Below are 15,397 nucleotides of genomic sequence, written 5' to 3' on the forward strand. Positions count from 1 at the left end.
AAAGCATCGGACTGCGAGGCAGCTGAGAACCGCGCGCACTCTCGACCGGTCACCGCGCTGAGACAGCCCTGGCCTAGGCCGACCTCCCTGCCAGGTACGCGCGCCAGCCGCCGTACGACGTAATGTCGCGCGCCGGATCCGCGCCATCAGCCGAACACACGAACCCGAGCACCCGCTGCCCGTCCGACAACTCCACCGGGCCGATCGCCAACGGCGGCTCGACCGTCGCCAAGAACCCGCCGAACTCAAGCGCCGGCAAACTCCAGACCTCCACCTCGATCCCGGCGCCGCCCTGATCCGGCACTGTCCGGGTCAGACCAGGCCGCGGTCCGTCCACCAGATACATCCGGTACGACGCGTCCGTCCGCGCATCGAACGCGAGCCGTCCACCCCGTCGTACCAGTTCGTGGTTGAGCGGCTGCCCGGACAGATGTGCACCCGCGACCGCGAGCAGGATCTCCTCCGCGGGTTCACCACCCCAGGTCGCCGCGAGGTCGATCAGTACGCGGTCGTGCCCCGCCGGCGCGAGCAACTGGATCCCGAACGGCAGCCCGTCGCTCCGGTCCGGCCCGGGGAAGGCGACAGCGCACAGATCGAGCAGGTTGACCATGTTGGTGAATCGTCCGAGCCGGCTGTTCACGCCGATCGGATCCGCCGCGACCTCCGCCAGGGTTGGATGCTCCGGCGTCACCGGCAGCAGCAGTGCGTCGAGTTGCGTCCACAGGTGTTCGCTCGCCCGCGCCAGGATCGCCAGTCGATCGAACCCGGCGAACGCATCGGCCGCGGTCAGGGCGGCACCATTGTGGACAATCGACCGCACAGTTGGGTCCACCGCCGGATCATTGACGAGCTTGTCCCCGAAGGCCAGCCAACGCTCGGCCAGCCAAGGGCCGGAGTACAGCAGGTCGGCGGCTGCCAGCAGCGGCTGAACATCCACCTTCACCACGTCGCCGAGCCGATAAGCCTGGTCCAGTGTCGCCTGCCACGCCTCCTCGTGCAGTGGGTCGAGCGCGAGAGACACATCCGGTACGCCGATCACCGCGGGGGACCCGGGCACTCGGCCCGGCCGGCTGTGCGGCAGCGACTCGTACCGCCGGGACCACGCGTCCTCCGGGTCAAAGGCAACCATCACATCGAAGGCGCGGCGCGCAGTGGCGACCGACCGGGCCATCACCGTCACGCAGTCGAGCGACCGACAGGCCGGTACGACGCCACGCGCGGAGACGATCCCGCGACTCGGTTTGATGCCGACAATCCGATTGAAGGCAGCCGGCACCCGGCCGCTCCCGGCGGTGTCCGTACCGAGCGCGAAGTCGACCTGCCCGCTCGCAACCGCGACTGCGCTGCCCGAACTCGATCCACCCGACACATGCTCCGCCGAGTAGACCGAGTGACAAGCGCCGTACGGCGACCGCGTGCCAACCAGCCCGGTCGCATACTGATCGAGATTCGTCTTCCCGAGCGGTACGGCGCCCGCTGCAACCAACCGGTCGACCACAAAGGCGTTGTGCGCCGCCGGCTCGGCATTGCGCGGATCTCCAGCGGTCGTCGGCACCCCAGCCAGGTCGATGTTGTCCTTCAACGCCATCGTGAGCCCATGCAGCGGCCCGGGCCGAGCTTCGACCGGCTCGACGCGGGTGATCCATTCGTTCATGCGCCCCACCGGGCCCGCTCGGCCTCGAAGGCGGCTCGGCGTTTGGCTCGTAGGGTTGCGATGTCCACGGGTGCCTCCTGTTCGATGCGGCGTACGTCGGCGATCGAGAACGTGGACGGGGTGACCCGGAGGTCGGCCCGGCCGGCTGCGATCTCGGCTCGCTCATGGGCGAGTTGCTCGGCGCTCACCGGGGTGAAGCGGATCAGGTCGAACTGCCGCAGCAACCAAGGCTGCTCGTCGGCGGGGGAGAGCCGCCAGACCGGGACGGTCCGGCCGACCAACTGGTAGCCGCCGGGTCCCTCCATCCCGTAAACGCACAGGTAGATCCCGCCGATCCCGACCGCGTTCTGCGGCGTCCAGGTGCGCGCCGGGTTGTACTTCGTCGTCACCAGCCGGTGCCGCGGATCGATCGGTACGGCGACCGGCGCGCCGAGGTAGACGTCGCCGAGTCCGACCACCAGGTACGTCGCGGCCTGCACGATCTCGAAGACCTCGTCGCGTTCGCGCAGATCGTTGACCCGCCGGATGAACTCCACGTTGTCCGGGCACCAGGGTGCGTCCGGCCGGACCGAGGTCGCGTACCGGCGCATCGCCTCATGGGCCTCCGGGTGGTCGAACGCGATCGGCAGCGTCACCTCGCGCGCCGGCAGCACCACGGTCTCGGGATCCTCGAGCCCGGCGGCGAGGAACGCCAGTCGCTCGGCGAGCTGGGTCAGCGCGAGCCGCGACGAGTCGACCGCCACCAGCATCGACCGCACACCCTCGACGATCTCCGTCACACCGTCCGGCCGGTCGGCACGCAAGGACTGCGCCAGCAGATGCATCCACACCCGGACCGTGAGATCGAGCTCGGCCGGTCCTGCTTCGACCAGCAGGTGCCGCTCGCCCGCGCATCTGATCGTGTACGGCGGAGCCGTGGTCGCGCGTTCGGCGTGGTGCAGAGCCTTCGGACGGTCCGTGGTGCTGATCGGGGAGGCGAGCTCGGCCGGGTCCTGCCGGAGATCACTCAACCAATGACGCCGTACCCGGATTGCTTCGGTCGCCGCGGCCATCGTCACCGGGACCAGGTCGACCGTGTCGCCGGCGCGGAGCTGCCCGAGCATCCATCGATCGGCCTCGATCACCACGGCCGGTACGACGAAGCCGCCGAGCGACGGGCCGTCCTTTCCGACGATGACCGGGGTGTCTCCGGACAGCATGATGCCGCCGACCGGATACGCGGAGTCGTGCACGTTGGAGGGATGTAATCCGGCCTCACCGCCGTCGGTCCTGGCCCAGCCCGGCACCGGTCCGACCAGCCTGATCCCGGTGCGATCGGAGCGATGGTCGACAATCCAACTGTTGGCAAAGAATTCGTCGACACCCTCAGCGGTGAGATGGTCCGGGGCGCCGTGCGGGCCGGCGATCACCCGGACTCGCCAACTGCCTGAGAGCTCCGGAAGGTCGACAGACAGCGGAGTGAGTAGGTTCTCCCGCCGGCCCAAGGGGAGTTGGTCGCCTGCCGCGAGCGCGCGGCCGTCGTGACCGCCGAAACCACCGAGCACGAAGGTCGATCGGCTGCCGAGGACGCGCGGGACATCCAGGCCGCCTTCGATCGCCAGGTACGCGCGCAGGCCCGGGCCGTCGAACGCACCCAGGTCGAGCACGGCCCCGGCGGGCAGGCGGACGACCATGCCAGGGCGGACGCGGAAACCGTCGATCGTCGCGTTGCGGACCGCGCCACCAACGCAGATCAGACGGTCCTCGTCGCAGGTCAGCACTGGTCCGGTGACCACACACTCCAGTCCGGCCGCGCTGTCCGGGTTGCCCACCGCGGCGTTGACCAGTGCGAAGGTCAGTTCGTCGGCCGCGCCGGAAGGCGGTACGCCGACGTCCCAGAGCCCCGGCCGGCCGGTTAGGTCCTGGATCGTGGTCTGCGTCCCCGGATTGACGATGGTGATGACGGCCACTGTCACCACCAGCCCACGAGCTGGATCGGCGTCGGATTCCAGCCGTTGCAGGGATTGTTGACCTGCGGACAATTGCTGATCAGCACCAGGATGTCCCGGGAGGCGGTGAGCTCGACGTACCGGCCCGGGGCGGAGAGACCGTCGTCGAACCTCAGGTCTCCGCCGGAGGTGACGGGGACGTTCATGAAGAAGTTGATGTTGTGGGTGAGCTGACGCTGCCCGATGCCGGCCTGCGCGCCGTACCAGAGGAAGGTCTGGCGGCAGGCGTGCTGGTGCCGGGTGTGCTCGCCGTACCGGATGACGTTGCTCTCCTGGGAACACGCGCCGCCGACGGTGTCGTGCCGGCCGCAGGTGTCGTCGCTGATCACCGCGAGCTCGTCGAGCCTGGTCGACAACAGCCGTGATCCGGCCGTGAGGAAGACAGCCCGCTGCTCGCGGATCGTGTCGAAGGCAGAGTACCGGTTGTCGATGTCGTGCGCGTCGTACAGCAAGGTGTCGACAGCCTGATTGCCCTGCAAGTCGACAATCTGCAATCGACCACCTGCCGGCACGGTGAGCAGTGCGCCATCGCCAGGCTCGACCACGGTATCCAGAGCGGTACCCGTCTCGGTGATGGTCACGCGATCAGCTCCCGGGTCAGCTCGAGCGCACGCACAGCTTCCTCGCGAAGCTCCGGATCGCCTGGGGTGGCCGCTTCGATGTGTACGGCGACTCCCGCGGCCGGACCGTCGGACAGCAGATGGTGCGCGGTGGAGATGACGACCAGCAGGTCCTGCTCGGCTCGCAGTGTCACGGTGTCACCGGCTCGTGCGTGTGCCGGTACGAACGCCAGCGATGCGCGCGGGTCGTCAGAGATCGCGACCTTCGAGAAGAAGTTGATGCAGGCATGCAGATCGGCTGCTCCGAAACCGTGCTTGGCCAGTTCGAGCAGCACCAATCGATCGGGGCGCCCGCCGGTGAGGCAGTCGTGCCAATCGAGCGTCGATGCGAGAACGGTCGCCAGGGCGAGGCCGCGGTCGGACATCAGGACCATGCCGGTGCGGATCCGCGCGGACATCTGCGACTTCAGTGTGTCCGGGATGTTCAGCCGATCGAGCCGGTCGGACCCGATGATCAGCACCGACGCATTCGCGCCGTCGGCCAGTGCGGTGAGGGTCATGCTTCGCCCCGCCCGGACCGGTGCCGACCAGGCCGCGGCGGCAGGGATCTCGTGGTTCATGCGCCGGCTCCTTCCGCTTCGGCGACGGCGGGCGCCGCAGCTGACGGCAGGACCAGGCCGATCGAGGCGTGGTACGCGCGGCGCTGGTACCGGTAGGCGATCACTCCGCCGAGGCCCACGATCGCGAGGGTGATCAGCGGCAGATAGTGCAGATACCAGCCCGCGCCGGCCGGGTCGTACACCTCAGCCCGCGGCCAACCGAGGTTGATCGCCATCGCGAGCCCGTAGGAAACCGCGACGATGTTGACAATCAGACCGAACCGTCCGAGCGAGAACAGCGGCCGGCCTTGTTCATCGACCCCGGCGGCCGGTCCGTTGCCGCTCAGCCGTCGTACCAGCAGAGGTGCGGTCACCATCAGATACGCGACGTAGAGCAGCATGATGCAAACGCTGGCGAGGCCGAGGAACAGGCCCGCGTTGCCCACGTTCACCACCAGGCAGACGGCGGCGAGGACGCCGGGCACGATGGTCGCCGCGACCGGCGTGCCGGTTCGGCGGGACACCTGGCGCAACTGACGCGACGCCGGCAGGACGTTGTCGCGTGCCATCGAGAAGATCATCCGCGCAGCTGCGGTCTGGATCGCGAGCGTGCAGACGCACACGGCGAGCGCGACGTCGAGGAGCAGCAGCTTGCCGGCCGTCGAACCAAGCCGGCTGGTCAGTACATAGGGGAGACCCTGCGTCGCGAGGTCCCCGTCGGTCAGCGAGGGCGCCGCCATCAGCGCGGCGACGATGAGGAACGCGCCGCCGATCCCGGACGCGACAACGGCCCGGATGATCGTCCGGGGCGTGGTCGCCCGCGGCCGGTGGGTCTCCTCCGACAACTCACCCGCGCTGTCGAACCCGACCAGCACGTACGCCGCCATCAGCGCCGAGATGAGCAGCGGTACGACGTACCCGGTGGTGCTGTCGAGGTTCGTCGTGTGCAGTACGACGGACGGCCCGCGCTCGGCTCTGGTTGTCAACAAAAGGACGATCAGCACGACACCGACCAGCTCGCAGGTCACGCCGACCGAGTTGACCACCGCGGTGATGCGGACGCTGGTCGCGTTGAGAAGGGTGGTGGCGATGAGGAGCAGGCAGCCCAGGACGACGGCGTTCGCCGCGCCATCCTTCGACGAGAGCGCCGAGTCGGTCCCGACCAGCTGGAAGCCGGACCAGACCGCGGGCAGCACGACCTGCAGGGCGATCGCCGCGGTGGCCAGCGTGATGATCTGCGCGATCACCATCGTCCAGCCGGCGAACCAGCCGACGACGGCGCCGCCGAGCCGCCTGGCCCATTGATAGATCGCTCCGGACAACGGGTAGCGCGCGGCGAGTTCGGCGAAGCACAACGCCACCATCAGCTGGCCGGCCAGGACCGCGGGCCAGGTCCAGAAGAACGCCGTACCGCCGAAGCCGAAGCCCAGTCCGAACAACTGGAAGACCGTGGTGAGGATCGACACGAACGAGAAGCCGGCCGCGAACGAGGCGTAGCTGCCGACCCGGCGCGAGAGCTGCTGGGTGTAGCCGAACCGGCCCAGGTCGTTCGCGCCGAGGTCGTCGGTGGGTGAGGTCAGTGTTTCAGGGGTGGCTGACATTCCGGCCTCCATCGGATCGGCCCGGAACGCACACGGCACCCGGGGCCTTCAAGGCCTCCCGGGCTTTTGTCCCGCCGTGGAACGGCGCCGTCGTGACGGCGCCGCCTCCCCTCTCGGACCAGACCTGCCACGATCGGCAGCGGAACCCTAGGGGCGCCCCGCCCTGGCGGCGGGTCTTCTTTAGTTCAGGGCGCGCCGGTTTCGGTGGGCGTCCTGAGGTGTAACGAGACGGTTAACGAATCCTCTCATCGGGGACGGAAGTGGTGAGAGAACAGAGAGCCACTGCCGGCGCCCGCGGGCTGCGGTTGCCGCGGTTCCATTGGCCGCGGTTGCCTAGGGCAACAGTTTGTCGGCGGCCCGGCGCAGGCGGGCGACGCCCTCGTGGATGCGGTCCGGTGGCGTCGAGGCGAAGCAGAGGCGGAGCGCGTCGTGGAAGCGGCCGGTGGGAGAGAAGGCCGGGCCGGGGATGAACGCGACGCCTTCGGCCAGGGCGATCTCGAACAACTCGCTCGTGTCGACGCCGTTCTCCAACGTGACCCAGAGGAAGAAGCCACCCTCGGGATCGGTCCAGCGGGCGATGTCAGCGAAGTTCTCCTGCAGTGCCGTGTGCATCGCGTCCTTGCGGCACTTGTACTCGAGTCGCTGCGTGACCAGGTGCTCCTCGAGGTGGCCGCCGGTCAGGAACCCGGCGAGCAGCCGCTGGGCCGGCAGGTTCGTGCAGGTGTCCATCGCCTGCTTCGCGTTGATCAGCAACGGCTGCAGTTCGGGATCGGTGTCGACCCAGCCGACCCGGAGTCCCGGCGCGACGATCTTCGAGAACGTGCGTACGGCGAACACGAGCGGATCGCCCGCGCCGAGCTCACGCAGTGACGGCAACGGGTCCCCGGCGAACCGCAGCAGCCCGTACGGATCGTCGTCGATCACCATCGAGCCCCACGAGCGGGCGAGGTCGAGCAGCTTGTGCCGCCGCTCGAGGGAGAGTGTCGCGCCGGACGGGTTCTGGAACGTCGGGATCGTGTAGATCGCCTTCGGCCGTCGTCCGTCGAGGAGCCGTGGTAGATCGTCGACAATCATCCCGTCGACATCGACCGGGACCTCCAGCAGTTCGGCGCCGTACGAGAGCGCGGTCGCACTGCCGTTCGTGTACGTCGGCGATTCGACGACGACCAGGTCACCGGGGTCGACGAAGAGCTTGCAGAACAGGTCGAGGCCCTGCATCCCGCCGGCCGTGATGGTGAGCCGGTCGGCCATGGTCTCGTCGGTGGTGCCGCGGAGCATCTCGAGCAGGGCGGCGTGCAGCGGTGGATCTCCCTCGGTGGCCGCGTAGTCGTACGCGTCGGGACGACTCAGTTGTTCGGCAGCGATCGCGGCGAGGACGGCCGACGGTACTGCTTCCGCGGCCGGTGATCCCATCGCGAACCGGACGATGTCGTGGGTCTGCTTGTGCAGCAACGACGTACTCGAGTCGATCACCGACCCGACGAGACCGGCCACGCGTGCGGCGTACGGGAGAGCTTGCACGGAACTACCTCCTGCTGGTCAGCTCGTCGGACAGATCGCTCAGGCGCTCGACGCCGCCGGCGGTGACCACGATCGGTTCGAACAGACGGACGCGTGAACATGCGACTCAGTGTGCGGCTGGGACAGGATTGTTGACAATCCTACGGACGGGTTCCTAGCCTCGACGCATGCCACCCCCCGCCGAGCGCCCCATCATCACGGTGCTCTGCGAACGGTCTCCAGGGGCAGGCACGCCGGGTGCGGCGAGGGCGCCGGGTGCGGGCACGGGGCCAGGTGCGGGTGTGGGCGCCGAGGTGGGTGTGGGCGCGGAGCCGGGTGTGGGTGGGTTGTTGGTGCCGCCGGGGTTGGAGGGGTTGGGGGTTGAGTTTCGGTTTTGTGATGCGGGCGGGTTGGGGGAGGCGGTGCGGGGGGCTCGGGGGTTGATGTTGTGGGACTTCTTTTCGACGGCGGTTCGGGATGTGTGGGCTGAGGCGGGTTCGGTCGAGTGGATTCATGTGACGGCGGCCGGGGTGGACACGTTGCTGTTCGACGAGCTTCGGGACTCGGACGTGGTGGTGACGAACGCCCATGGTGTGTTCGACCGGCCGATCGCGGAGTACGTGCTGGGCGCGGTGATCGCGCATGCGAAGGACAGTCGGCGCAGCCTGGAGTTGCAGCGACGGCACGAGTGGCAGCATCGCGAGACCTGCAGCATCCTCGGTGCGACCGCGCTGATTGTCGGCACCGGGGCGATCGGACGCGAGACGGCCCGGCTGCTCAGCGCGGCCGGTCTGCAGGTCCGTGGAGCCGGACGGGTCGCACGCCCGGACGACCCGGACTTCGGCGAGGTCGTTGCCAGTAGCAATCTTTCGGCCGAGGTGGGGTGGGCCGATCACGTGGTCCTGGCGGCGCCGCTGACGGACGCGACCCGAGGACTGGTCGACGCCGAGGTACTCGCGGCGATGCGGCCGGGCTCGCACCTGATCAACGTCGCGCGCGGTCCGATTGTCGACGAAATCGCGCTCCTGAACGCCCTGCCGGACGGGCGAATCGCAGCCACCCTCGACGTCTTCGACCGCGAACCGTTGCCGCCGGACCATCCGTTGTGGGACGCGCCGAACGTGACGATCACCGCGCACATGTCCGGCGACGTGATCGGCTGGCGGGACACCCTGGCCGCACAGTTCGCCACCAACGTCCGGCGCTGGCTGGCCGGGGAATCCCTGCTCAACGTGGTGGACAAGAAGCTCGGCTACGTCCCGACAGGAGCCCGATGACGCAGGCAACCGAATTGGTCGACGGATATCGGAACGGCACGATCTCGCCGGTGGAGGCGACGCAAGCGGCGCTGGACGCGATCGAACAGTACGACGACCAGGTCAACGCGTTCGTCCTGGTGGATGCCGAGGGCGCCCTCGCCGCCGCGAAGGAGTCGGAGGCCCGGTGGCATTCTGGGGAGCCACTGGGCCCCGGCGACGGCGTACCGACGTCGATCAAGGACGCCTTGTGGACAAAGGGATGGCCGACCCTGCGCGGCAGCACGCTGATCGACGAGGCCGGGCCGTGGGACGAGGATGCCCCGGCCGTCGCCCGCCTCCGGGAGACCGGCGCCGTCATCCTCGGCAAGACGACCACGCCTGAGTACTCGTGGAAGGGCGTCACCGACTCCTCCAGGTACGGCGTGACGCGTAACCCCTGGGATCCGTCGACGACCCCCGGCGGTTCGAGCGGCGGATCAGCGACCGCGGTCGCGCTCGGCATGGGCCCGTGGTCGGTCGGCACCGACGGTGGGGGATCGGTCCGGATCCCGGCCGCGTTCACCGGAACGGTCGCGCTCAAGCCGACGTACGGGCTGATCCCGTTGTATCCGCCGAGCGCGTTCGGGACGTTGTCGCACGGCGGGCCGATGACGCGGTCGGTCCGGGACGCGGCCGCGCTGCTCGACGTGATCACCGGGTACGACGCCCGCGACTGGTCCGCGATGCCCACGCCGGCCACGTCGTTCCTGCGTGGGCTCGACGACGGTGTTGCCGGCCTGCGGATTGCCTTCTCGTCCGATCTTGGGATTGTCGACAATGACCCCGAGGTCGAGGCGCTCGTCCGCACAGCGGTCGGTGTGCTGGCGGACGCCGGGGCCGAGGTGAGCGAAGTCGATCCGGGGTTCGCGGACCCGGTCGACGCGTTCCACGTGCTGTGGTGGTCGGGCGCCGCGAAGGTGCTGTCGGCGTACGAGGTCGACGATCGCGTCGATCCCGGACTGCGCCGGGTTGCCGCGGTCGGAGCGTCGTACTCAGCCACGGACTTCTTGGACGCGACGACTACCCGGATGGAGCTCGGGCAGCTGATGGGACGGTTCCATCAGACGTACGACGTCCTCGTGACGCCGACGCTGCCGATCACGGCGTTCCCGGTCGGCCAGGATGTGCCGGACGGTTCGGCGTCACCGGAATGGACGAGCTGGACGCCGTACACCTATCCGTTCAATCTCACTCAGCAGCCGGCGCTCAGCCTGCCGTGTGGGTTCACGCAGGCGGGGCTTCCCGTTGGACTGCAGGTGGTTGCGGCGAGGCATGCGGATGCGCTCACCCTGCGCGTCGGCCAGGCGTATCAAGCGGCCACCGACTGGCATCTCCGCACACCCACCTTGAAGGCACGATGAGCAAGCACATCACCGTCAGCCTGGACAAGGGCTGGGTCCGGGGCGACGTGTTCGGAGGGGTCGTCTCGAACCTCGAGGAGTTCGCCGCGGCCTGCCAGGACCGCTGGATGCGCGGCGCCCGCGGCGAAACTCTCTCGTTCAACCGGCGCTAGGTCGAGTCTGGCCGTCCAGCCACGCCTTACAGACCGTTGCGGAAGCCGTCGCGCCAGGAGGCGTAGCCGGGCTGCCAGCCGAAGGTCGCCTTGGCGAGGCTGTTGTCCGCGCCACGGATCTCGGTGAAGGCCGCGACCCCGACATCGCCGGCCGCGAGCCGGCCCAGCCACGCGGGAACGTGCCGCGGCGGCTTCGCCCCGAGGATGCGGGCGAACTCCGGCAACCACACCGCCGCCTGCGCCGGGTCGTCGTCGGCGATCTGGAAGATTCCGGTCGCGTCGCTCTCGACCGCCTTCACCGTCGCGTCGGCCGCGTCGTCGTAGTGGATGAACGACCACACCCCGGCCCCGTCGCCGATCACCGGCAGCTTGCGCTTCTGGATCAGCTCGACCATCGAGCCGCCCTTGCCGATGTCACCGGTCGGGCCGTAGAAGCTCCCGTACCGCAGCGCGACGCCCTCGATCCCCTCGGCGTTCGTCACCACCGACTCGAGGTGCCTGATCCCCGCCATCGTCTTGCGCTGCGCCGTCGCCGGCTCGGCGTCGAGCGGATCCGCCTCGGTCTTCGTCGCGGAGCCACCGTGCTGCAAGTTCCAGCCGGCGTACGACTGGACGACGAACCGTCGTACGCCGGCAGCCTGGGAAGCGGCGAGCAGGTTGTCGGTGCCCTCGGTGCGGAGCCGGTTCGTCAGCGCGAAGCTGTCGTCGAACTTCTTGAAGTCGATCCCACCCTTGAGTGCCGTCATCTGGTGTACGACGACCTCCGGCCGGACCGACTTCACCACGGCCGCGACGGCCTTCGCGTCGAGCCCGTCCGCGAGTGCGACGCCCGCCCCGAACGCCCGCACCCCGGCCGCGCTGGACTCCGACCGGATCATCCCGGTCACCTCGTGTCCGGCCGCGACCAGTTGCGGCACCAGCGACCGGCCCAGTCCGCCGGTCGCACCTGCTACCAAGACCTTCATGTCATTCCTCCGTCGTCTGTCGTTACGACCCGGAGGACACGCGCCGGCCTCGGCGTGTGACAGTGACGCCGATCACGCCTCCGAGGTGACCGTGAACGAGGTCGGCCCGAAGGACATGTTCTGGGTGACGTCGATGGTCAGGTGGTCGGTCGGCGGGTGGCAGGCGAGGGTGAGGACGAACGGCGTCTCGAGGAAGCGGATCGTCGCCACGAACTTGTCACCGTCCGCGTGGGCACTGGAGACGACGCGCTGCCGGACCTGGGGATCGGCCTCCTTGAGAACGCCGACGGAGGTGAGCTCCCGCCAGTCGCCCGGCTCGCAGACGATGTCCACCGGGTCGGTCGCGCCGGGCTCGAGCCCGGCGAACGTGAACGTGCCGGTTCCGTCCGGGTCCAGCCGGACCGCGGTCAGCCCGGTGGCGTTGTCGTCGGCGAACCGGTAGGTCTGTCCGTTCCCACCGGCCGGCGCGGCACCGATCGGCGGCGCCAACTCAAGCCGCGACGGGCGGGCGACCGGGGTGACCTCCTTGCCTTCGAGGGCCGGGAGCAGGTGATCCCAGACGGTGTTCAGGATCGCCTGCATGTCCTCCGTCGCGCTCGTGACGATCAGGACGGCGTCGTACGCCGGGAAGACCAGGCAGAACTGGCCGAACGCGCCGTCGCCGCGGTAGGTGTCGTGGCGGCCGCGCCAGAACTGGAAGCCGTACCCCTGCTTCCAGTCCGGGTTGTCCTGATTGTCGTTGGGCACCTGCTTGGAGGTGGCCGCCTCGTACCACTCGGCGGGTACGAGTTGCTTGCCCTCCCACACGCCGCGCTGGAGCACGAGCTGACCGAAGCAGGCCAGCGACTCGGTGTTGATGCTCAGCCCCCAGCCGCCGACGGTGATGCCCTCCGTCGACACCTGCCAGGACGCCTCGGTCGCGCCGAGCGGCTCGAACAGCCGGGGGCGCAGGTAGTCGAGCAGCCGCTCACCGGTCAGTCGCTGCAGGATCGCCGACAGCATGTACGTCGCGCCAGTGTCGTACACGAACACCGTGCCCGGCTCGTGGTCGACGTCGAGCCCGAGGAAGACCTTGATCATCCGGCGGTCCCGGGAGAGCGCCTCGACGGTGTCCTGGCTGTGCCCGGTGGTCATGGTCAGCAGGTGCCGGACCTTCATCGCGGCCAGGTTGTCGCTGATCGTCGCGGGCAACTCGTCGGGCTCGAAGAACGAGATGACCTGGTCGTCCAGCGACAGCAGGCCGGCGTCGATCGCCAGGCCGACGCCGGTCGAGGTGAAGCTCTTCGACACCGAGAACAGCAGGTGCGGATCGGTCAGCCGGTAGGGTGACCAGGCCTCCTCGAGGACGACGTGACCGTGCCGCAGCAGCATCACGGTCTGGATCTCCGGCGTGGACGCGTCGAGCGCCGCGACGAACGCGTCGAGCGCCGCGGCGGACAACCCCTGGGCTTCTGGCGTACTCCGTGCAAGTCTGCTCATCCCAGGCACGTTATCTTCCCGAACGGACAAATATCAGGTGAGTTCCGCCAGACGAGCAGCTGTGATTGTCAATCCCATCAAGGTGCCCGACGACTTTCGCCGGACCGTCGAGACCGCGGTGACCGAGCGCGGCGTCGACATCGCGCTGTGGCTGGAGACGACCGAGGACGATGCGGGCGTGACGATGGCCCAGCGGGCGGTCAAGGACGCCGTCGACCTGGTCGTGGTCGCCGGCGGGGACGGCACCGTGCGGATCGTCTGTGCCGAGCTCGCCGGGACCGGCATCCCCGTCGCCGTACTGCCGGCCGGGACCGGGAACCTGCTGGCCCGCAACCTCGGGATCTCGCTCGACATGGACGACGCGCTGGCCGAGGTGCTCGACGGTACCGAGCGGCGGATCGACAGTGTGCTGATCGAGGGCGACGAGCTGGCCACCGACCGGTTCGTCGTGATGGCGGGACTCGGACTGGACGCGGCGATCATCGCGGACGCGCCGGACGACCTGAAGAAGCGGGTCGGCTGGGCGGCGTACGTCGTGTCCACGATCAAGAACCTGAACCATCCGTCGGTGCGGGTCGAGATCACCGTCGACGACCAGCCGCCGGTACGCCACCGCGCGCGGACCGTGGTGATCGGCAACGTCGGCACCCTGCAGGCGAACATCCCGCTGCTGCCCGACGCGGTCCCTGACGACGGGCTCATCGACGCTGTGGTGCTGTCGCCCCGGCGGGTCAGCCAATGGCCGCGGCTGGCGTTGAGCCTGGTGGTGAAGTCGATGCGCGAGCAGCATGTCCAGCGGTTCACCGGGAAGCGGATCCAGGTGACGGCCGCGAAGACGGTACGCCGCGAGCTGGACGGCGACACCATCGCCGACGGCCGCTCGCTCAGCGCCTCGGTCGATCCGTCAGCCGTGGTCGTGCGGGTGCCCTGACGGCCCCAGGTGGGTGAGTTTGTCGGGATTGACGACGCCGTGGATGGTCGTGATCCGGCCCTCGGTGACGACGAACGACCAGATGGCGATCGTGCGATCGGCCGGGTCGTGGATGCGGAGCGCCGGCTGGCCGCCGACGTGCACTCCTTCGACGGTCAGGTCGCCGAACTTGCCGAAGGCGCCGATCAGCATCCGGGCGACATTGCCGGCGCCGTGCACCGGTCGCGGGAAGCCGCCCTTGCCGCCGCCGTCCCCGGTGAAGGTGGCGTCGGGTGCGAGCAGGTCGACGAGGGCGTCGAGCTCACCGTCCTCGGCGGCCGCGACGAAGCGCCGGACCAATTCGTCGCGCTCTTGGGGTGATGCGTCGTAGCGCGGTCGATTGTCGGCAATCCGGCGCCGGGCGCGGACGGCGAGCTGACGGCAGGCGGCCGGCGTCTTCGCGATGATCCCGGCGACCTCGTCGTACGAGTAGCCGAAGACGTCGCAGAGCAGGAAGACCGCGCGCTGGTCGGGGGAGAGCCGCTCGAGGACGACGAGGAACGCGGTGGACAGCGAGTCCGACAACGCGGCCCGGTCGGCGAGGTCGACGTACTCGTCGACGGCCGGCTCGGGCAGCCACGGGCCGAGGTAGGTCTCGCGCTGCCGGCGTGCGGACCGCAACTGATCGATCGCCAACCGCGTCGTCACCATGGTCAGGAACGCCTTCGGCGACTCCACCTGGTCTTCTCGATGCAGCCGGAGATAGGCCTCTTGTACGACGTCCTCCGCGTCACCGAAGCTCCCCAGCATCCGGTACGCGATCGACAGCAGCAGTGGCCTGAGTTCCTCCATCACACCTTTCACAGACGATCGAGGACGTCTCCCAGTGACAGTGTCACAGGATCGGATCGCTGATCGTCTGCAATCGGCATGAACACAGTCACCTGGGTCTTCTCCGGAATCCTGGCCGCGATCTTCGCGTACTCCGGTGCCGTCAAGGCCACCATGTCCCGCTCCCGCCTGATCGCCACCGGCCAGACCGGCATCGCGCCCTTCCCGATGCCGCTGGTCCGCGTCGTCGCCATCTCCGACATTTTCGCCGTCGCCGGCCTCTTCGCGCCCTGGCTGACAGACAAGGCCTGCGTCCTCACGCCGCTGGCGGCCGTCGGCCTCACCATCGTGATGATCGGTGCTGCCATCTCCCATGCCTCGCTCCGCGAACCGAAGTCGGTCGCGGCCAACGTCACCCTGCTGGCCCTCGCCTCCTTCGTCGCAGCCAGCCGTTTCGCGGCGCTCACCTGACCAACCCGCAGGCATCGCGGCAAGGCCG

At 69.0% G+C, this 15,397-nt stretch carries 14 protein-coding genes and 1 riboswitch; of the genes, 5 read left to right on the plus strand and 9 right to left on the minus strand.

The window, feature by feature from the left end:
• Window positions 1–73: 73 nt before the first annotated feature.
• The 6 genes from OG555_RS28950 to OG555_RS28975 form a co-directional block, all read right to left on the minus strand.
• Complete coding sequence (locus tag OG555_RS28950) at window positions 74–1,654, minus strand: allophanate hydrolase (protein ID WP_329475706.1); 1,581 nt, start codon at window positions 1,652–1,654, stop codon at window positions 74–76.
• The gene (locus tag OG555_RS28955; RefSeq protein WP_329475707.1) at window positions 1,651–3,603 is read right to left on the minus strand and encodes a 5-oxoprolinase/urea amidolyase family protein; all 1,953 of its coding nucleotides are present in this window, start codon (window positions 3,601–3,603) and stop codon (window positions 1,651–1,653) included. The genes OG555_RS28950 and OG555_RS28955 overlap by 4 nt, the downstream gene beginning before the upstream one ends.
• Window positions 3,604–3,605: 2 nt before the next feature.
• On the minus strand, window positions 3,606–4,223 hold the full coding sequence (locus tag OG555_RS28960; protein ID WP_329475708.1) for an urea amidolyase associated protein UAAP2: 618 nt from the start codon (window positions 4,221–4,223) through the stop codon (window positions 3,606–3,608).
• Window positions 4,220–4,822, minus strand: coding sequence for a DUF1989 domain-containing protein (locus OG555_RS28965; RefSeq protein WP_329475709.1), 603 nt, complete (start codon window positions 4,820–4,822; stop codon window positions 4,220–4,222). The genes OG555_RS28960 and OG555_RS28965 overlap by 4 nt, the downstream gene beginning before the upstream one ends.
• The gene (locus OG555_RS28970) at window positions 4,819–6,402 is read right to left on the minus strand and encodes an amino acid permease (protein ID WP_329475710.1); all 1,584 of its coding nucleotides are present in this window, start codon (window positions 6,400–6,402) and stop codon (window positions 4,819–4,821) included. The genes OG555_RS28965 and OG555_RS28970 overlap by 4 nt, the downstream gene beginning before the upstream one ends.
• 53 nt (window positions 6,403–6,455) lie before the next feature.
• Window positions 6,456–6,564: riboswitch (guanidine-I (ykkC/yxkD leader) on the minus strand.
• Window positions 6,565–6,735: 171 nt separating this feature from the next.
• Window positions 6,736–7,923: an aminotransferase-like domain-containing protein gene (locus OG555_RS28975; RefSeq protein ID WP_329475711.1), complete on the minus strand. Its 1,188-nt coding sequence runs from the start codon at window positions 7,921–7,923 to the stop codon at window positions 6,736–6,738.
• Window positions 7,924–8,255: 332 nt separating this feature from the next.
• On the opposite strand from OG555_RS28975, the gene OG555_RS28980 reads away from it, so the two are divergent.
• Genes OG555_RS28980 through OG555_RS28990 form a run of 3 tightly spaced genes read left to right on the plus strand, consistent with a single transcriptional unit; the run spans window position 8,256 to window position 10,713 of the window.
• Window positions 8,256–9,179: a D-2-hydroxyacid dehydrogenase gene (locus OG555_RS28980; protein WP_329484889.1), complete on the plus strand. Its 924-nt coding sequence runs from the start codon at window positions 8,256–8,258 to the stop codon at window positions 9,177–9,179.
• Window positions 9,176–10,561 (plus strand): amidase, encoded by a 1,386-nt coding sequence (locus OG555_RS28985; RefSeq protein WP_329475712.1) that lies wholly within the window; start codon window positions 9,176–9,178, stop codon window positions 10,559–10,561. The genes OG555_RS28980 and OG555_RS28985 overlap by 4 nt, the downstream gene beginning before the upstream one ends.
• The gene (locus tag OG555_RS28990) at window positions 10,558–10,713 is read left to right on the plus strand and encodes a DUF3830 family protein (RefSeq protein ID WP_329475713.1); all 156 of its coding nucleotides are present in this window, start codon (window positions 10,558–10,560) and stop codon (window positions 10,711–10,713) included. The genes OG555_RS28985 and OG555_RS28990 overlap by 4 nt, the downstream gene beginning before the upstream one ends.
• Before the next feature lie 26 nt (window positions 10,714–10,739).
• On the opposite strand, the gene OG555_RS28995 is transcribed toward OG555_RS28990, so the two are convergent.
• Together OG555_RS28995 and OG555_RS29000 are read right to left on the minus strand one after the other, a co-directional pair.
• A complete protein-coding gene (locus OG555_RS28995; protein WP_329475714.1) occupies window positions 10,740–11,678 on the minus strand; it encodes an NAD-dependent epimerase/dehydratase family protein in 939 nt (312 codons plus the stop codon).
• A 72-nt stretch (window positions 11,679–11,750) separates the two neighbouring features.
• The gene (locus tag OG555_RS29000; RefSeq protein WP_329475715.1) at window positions 11,751–13,157 is read right to left on the minus strand and encodes a serine hydrolase domain-containing protein; all 1,407 of its coding nucleotides are present in this window, start codon (window positions 13,155–13,157) and stop codon (window positions 11,751–11,753) included.
• Between the two features lie 61 nt (window positions 13,158–13,218).
• Between OG555_RS29000 and OG555_RS29005 the strand changes: the two genes are divergently transcribed.
• A complete protein-coding gene (locus tag OG555_RS29005; protein WP_329475716.1) occupies window positions 13,219–14,088 on the plus strand; it encodes a diacylglycerol/lipid kinase family protein in 870 nt (289 codons plus the stop codon).
• Here OG555_RS29005 and sigJ read toward each other — a convergent pair.
• Complete coding sequence (gene sigJ, locus OG555_RS29010; protein WP_329475717.1) at window positions 14,062–14,919, minus strand: RNA polymerase sigma factor SigJ; 858 nt, start codon at window positions 14,917–14,919, stop codon at window positions 14,062–14,064. The genes OG555_RS29005 and sigJ overlap by 27 nt on opposite strands.
• A 78-nt stretch (window positions 14,920–14,997) precedes the next feature.
• Here sigJ and OG555_RS29015 point away from each other — a divergent pair, with 78 nt between their 5' ends.
• On the plus strand, window positions 14,998–15,369 hold the full coding sequence (locus tag OG555_RS29015) for a DoxX family protein (RefSeq protein WP_329475718.1): 372 nt from the start codon (window positions 14,998–15,000) through the stop codon (window positions 15,367–15,369).
• Window positions 15,370–15,397: the final 28 nt, after the last annotated feature.

This window comes from Kribbella sp. NBC_01484, from assembly GCF_036227145.1.
Lineage (GTDB): Bacteria > Actinomycetota > Actinomycetes > Propionibacteriales > Kribbellaceae > Kribbella.

What these genes read in the sequence shown, in the direction of transcription:
- OG555_RS28950 (WP_329475706.1), bottom strand. Translation starts at nt 1,654, where the DNA reads ATGAACGAATGGATCACCCGCGTCGAGCCGGTCGAAGCTCGGCCCGGG.
- OG555_RS28965 (WP_329475709.1), bottom strand. Translation starts at nt 4,822, where the DNA reads ATGAACCACGAGATCCCTGCCGCCGCGGCCTGGTCGGCACCGGTCCGG.
- OG555_RS28970 (WP_329475710.1), bottom strand. Translation starts at nt 6,402, where the DNA reads ATGTCAGCCACCCCTGAAACACTGACCTCACCCACCGACGACCTCGGC.
- OG555_RS28985 (WP_329475712.1), top strand. Translation starts at nt 9,176, where the DNA reads ATGACGCAGGCAACCGAATTGGTCGACGGATATCGGAACGGCACGATC.
- OG555_RS28990 (WP_329475713.1), top strand. Translation starts at nt 10,558, where the DNA reads ATGAGCAAGCACATCACCGTCAGCCTGGACAAGGGCTGGGTCCGGGGC.
- OG555_RS28995 (WP_329475714.1), bottom strand. Translation starts at nt 11,678, where the DNA reads ATGAAGGTCTTGGTAGCAGGTGCGACCGGCGGACTGGGCCGGTCGCTG.
- OG555_RS29000 (WP_329475715.1), bottom strand. Translation starts at nt 13,157, where the DNA reads ATGAGCAGACTTGCACGGAGTACGCCAGAAGCCCAGGGGTTGTCCGCC.
- sigJ (WP_329475717.1), bottom strand. Translation starts at nt 14,919, where the DNA reads ATGGAGGAACTCAGGCCACTGCTGCTGTCGATCGCGTACCGGATGCTG.
- OG555_RS29015 (WP_329475718.1), top strand. Translation starts at nt 14,998, where the DNA reads ATGAACACAGTCACCTGGGTCTTCTCCGGAATCCTGGCCGCGATCTTC.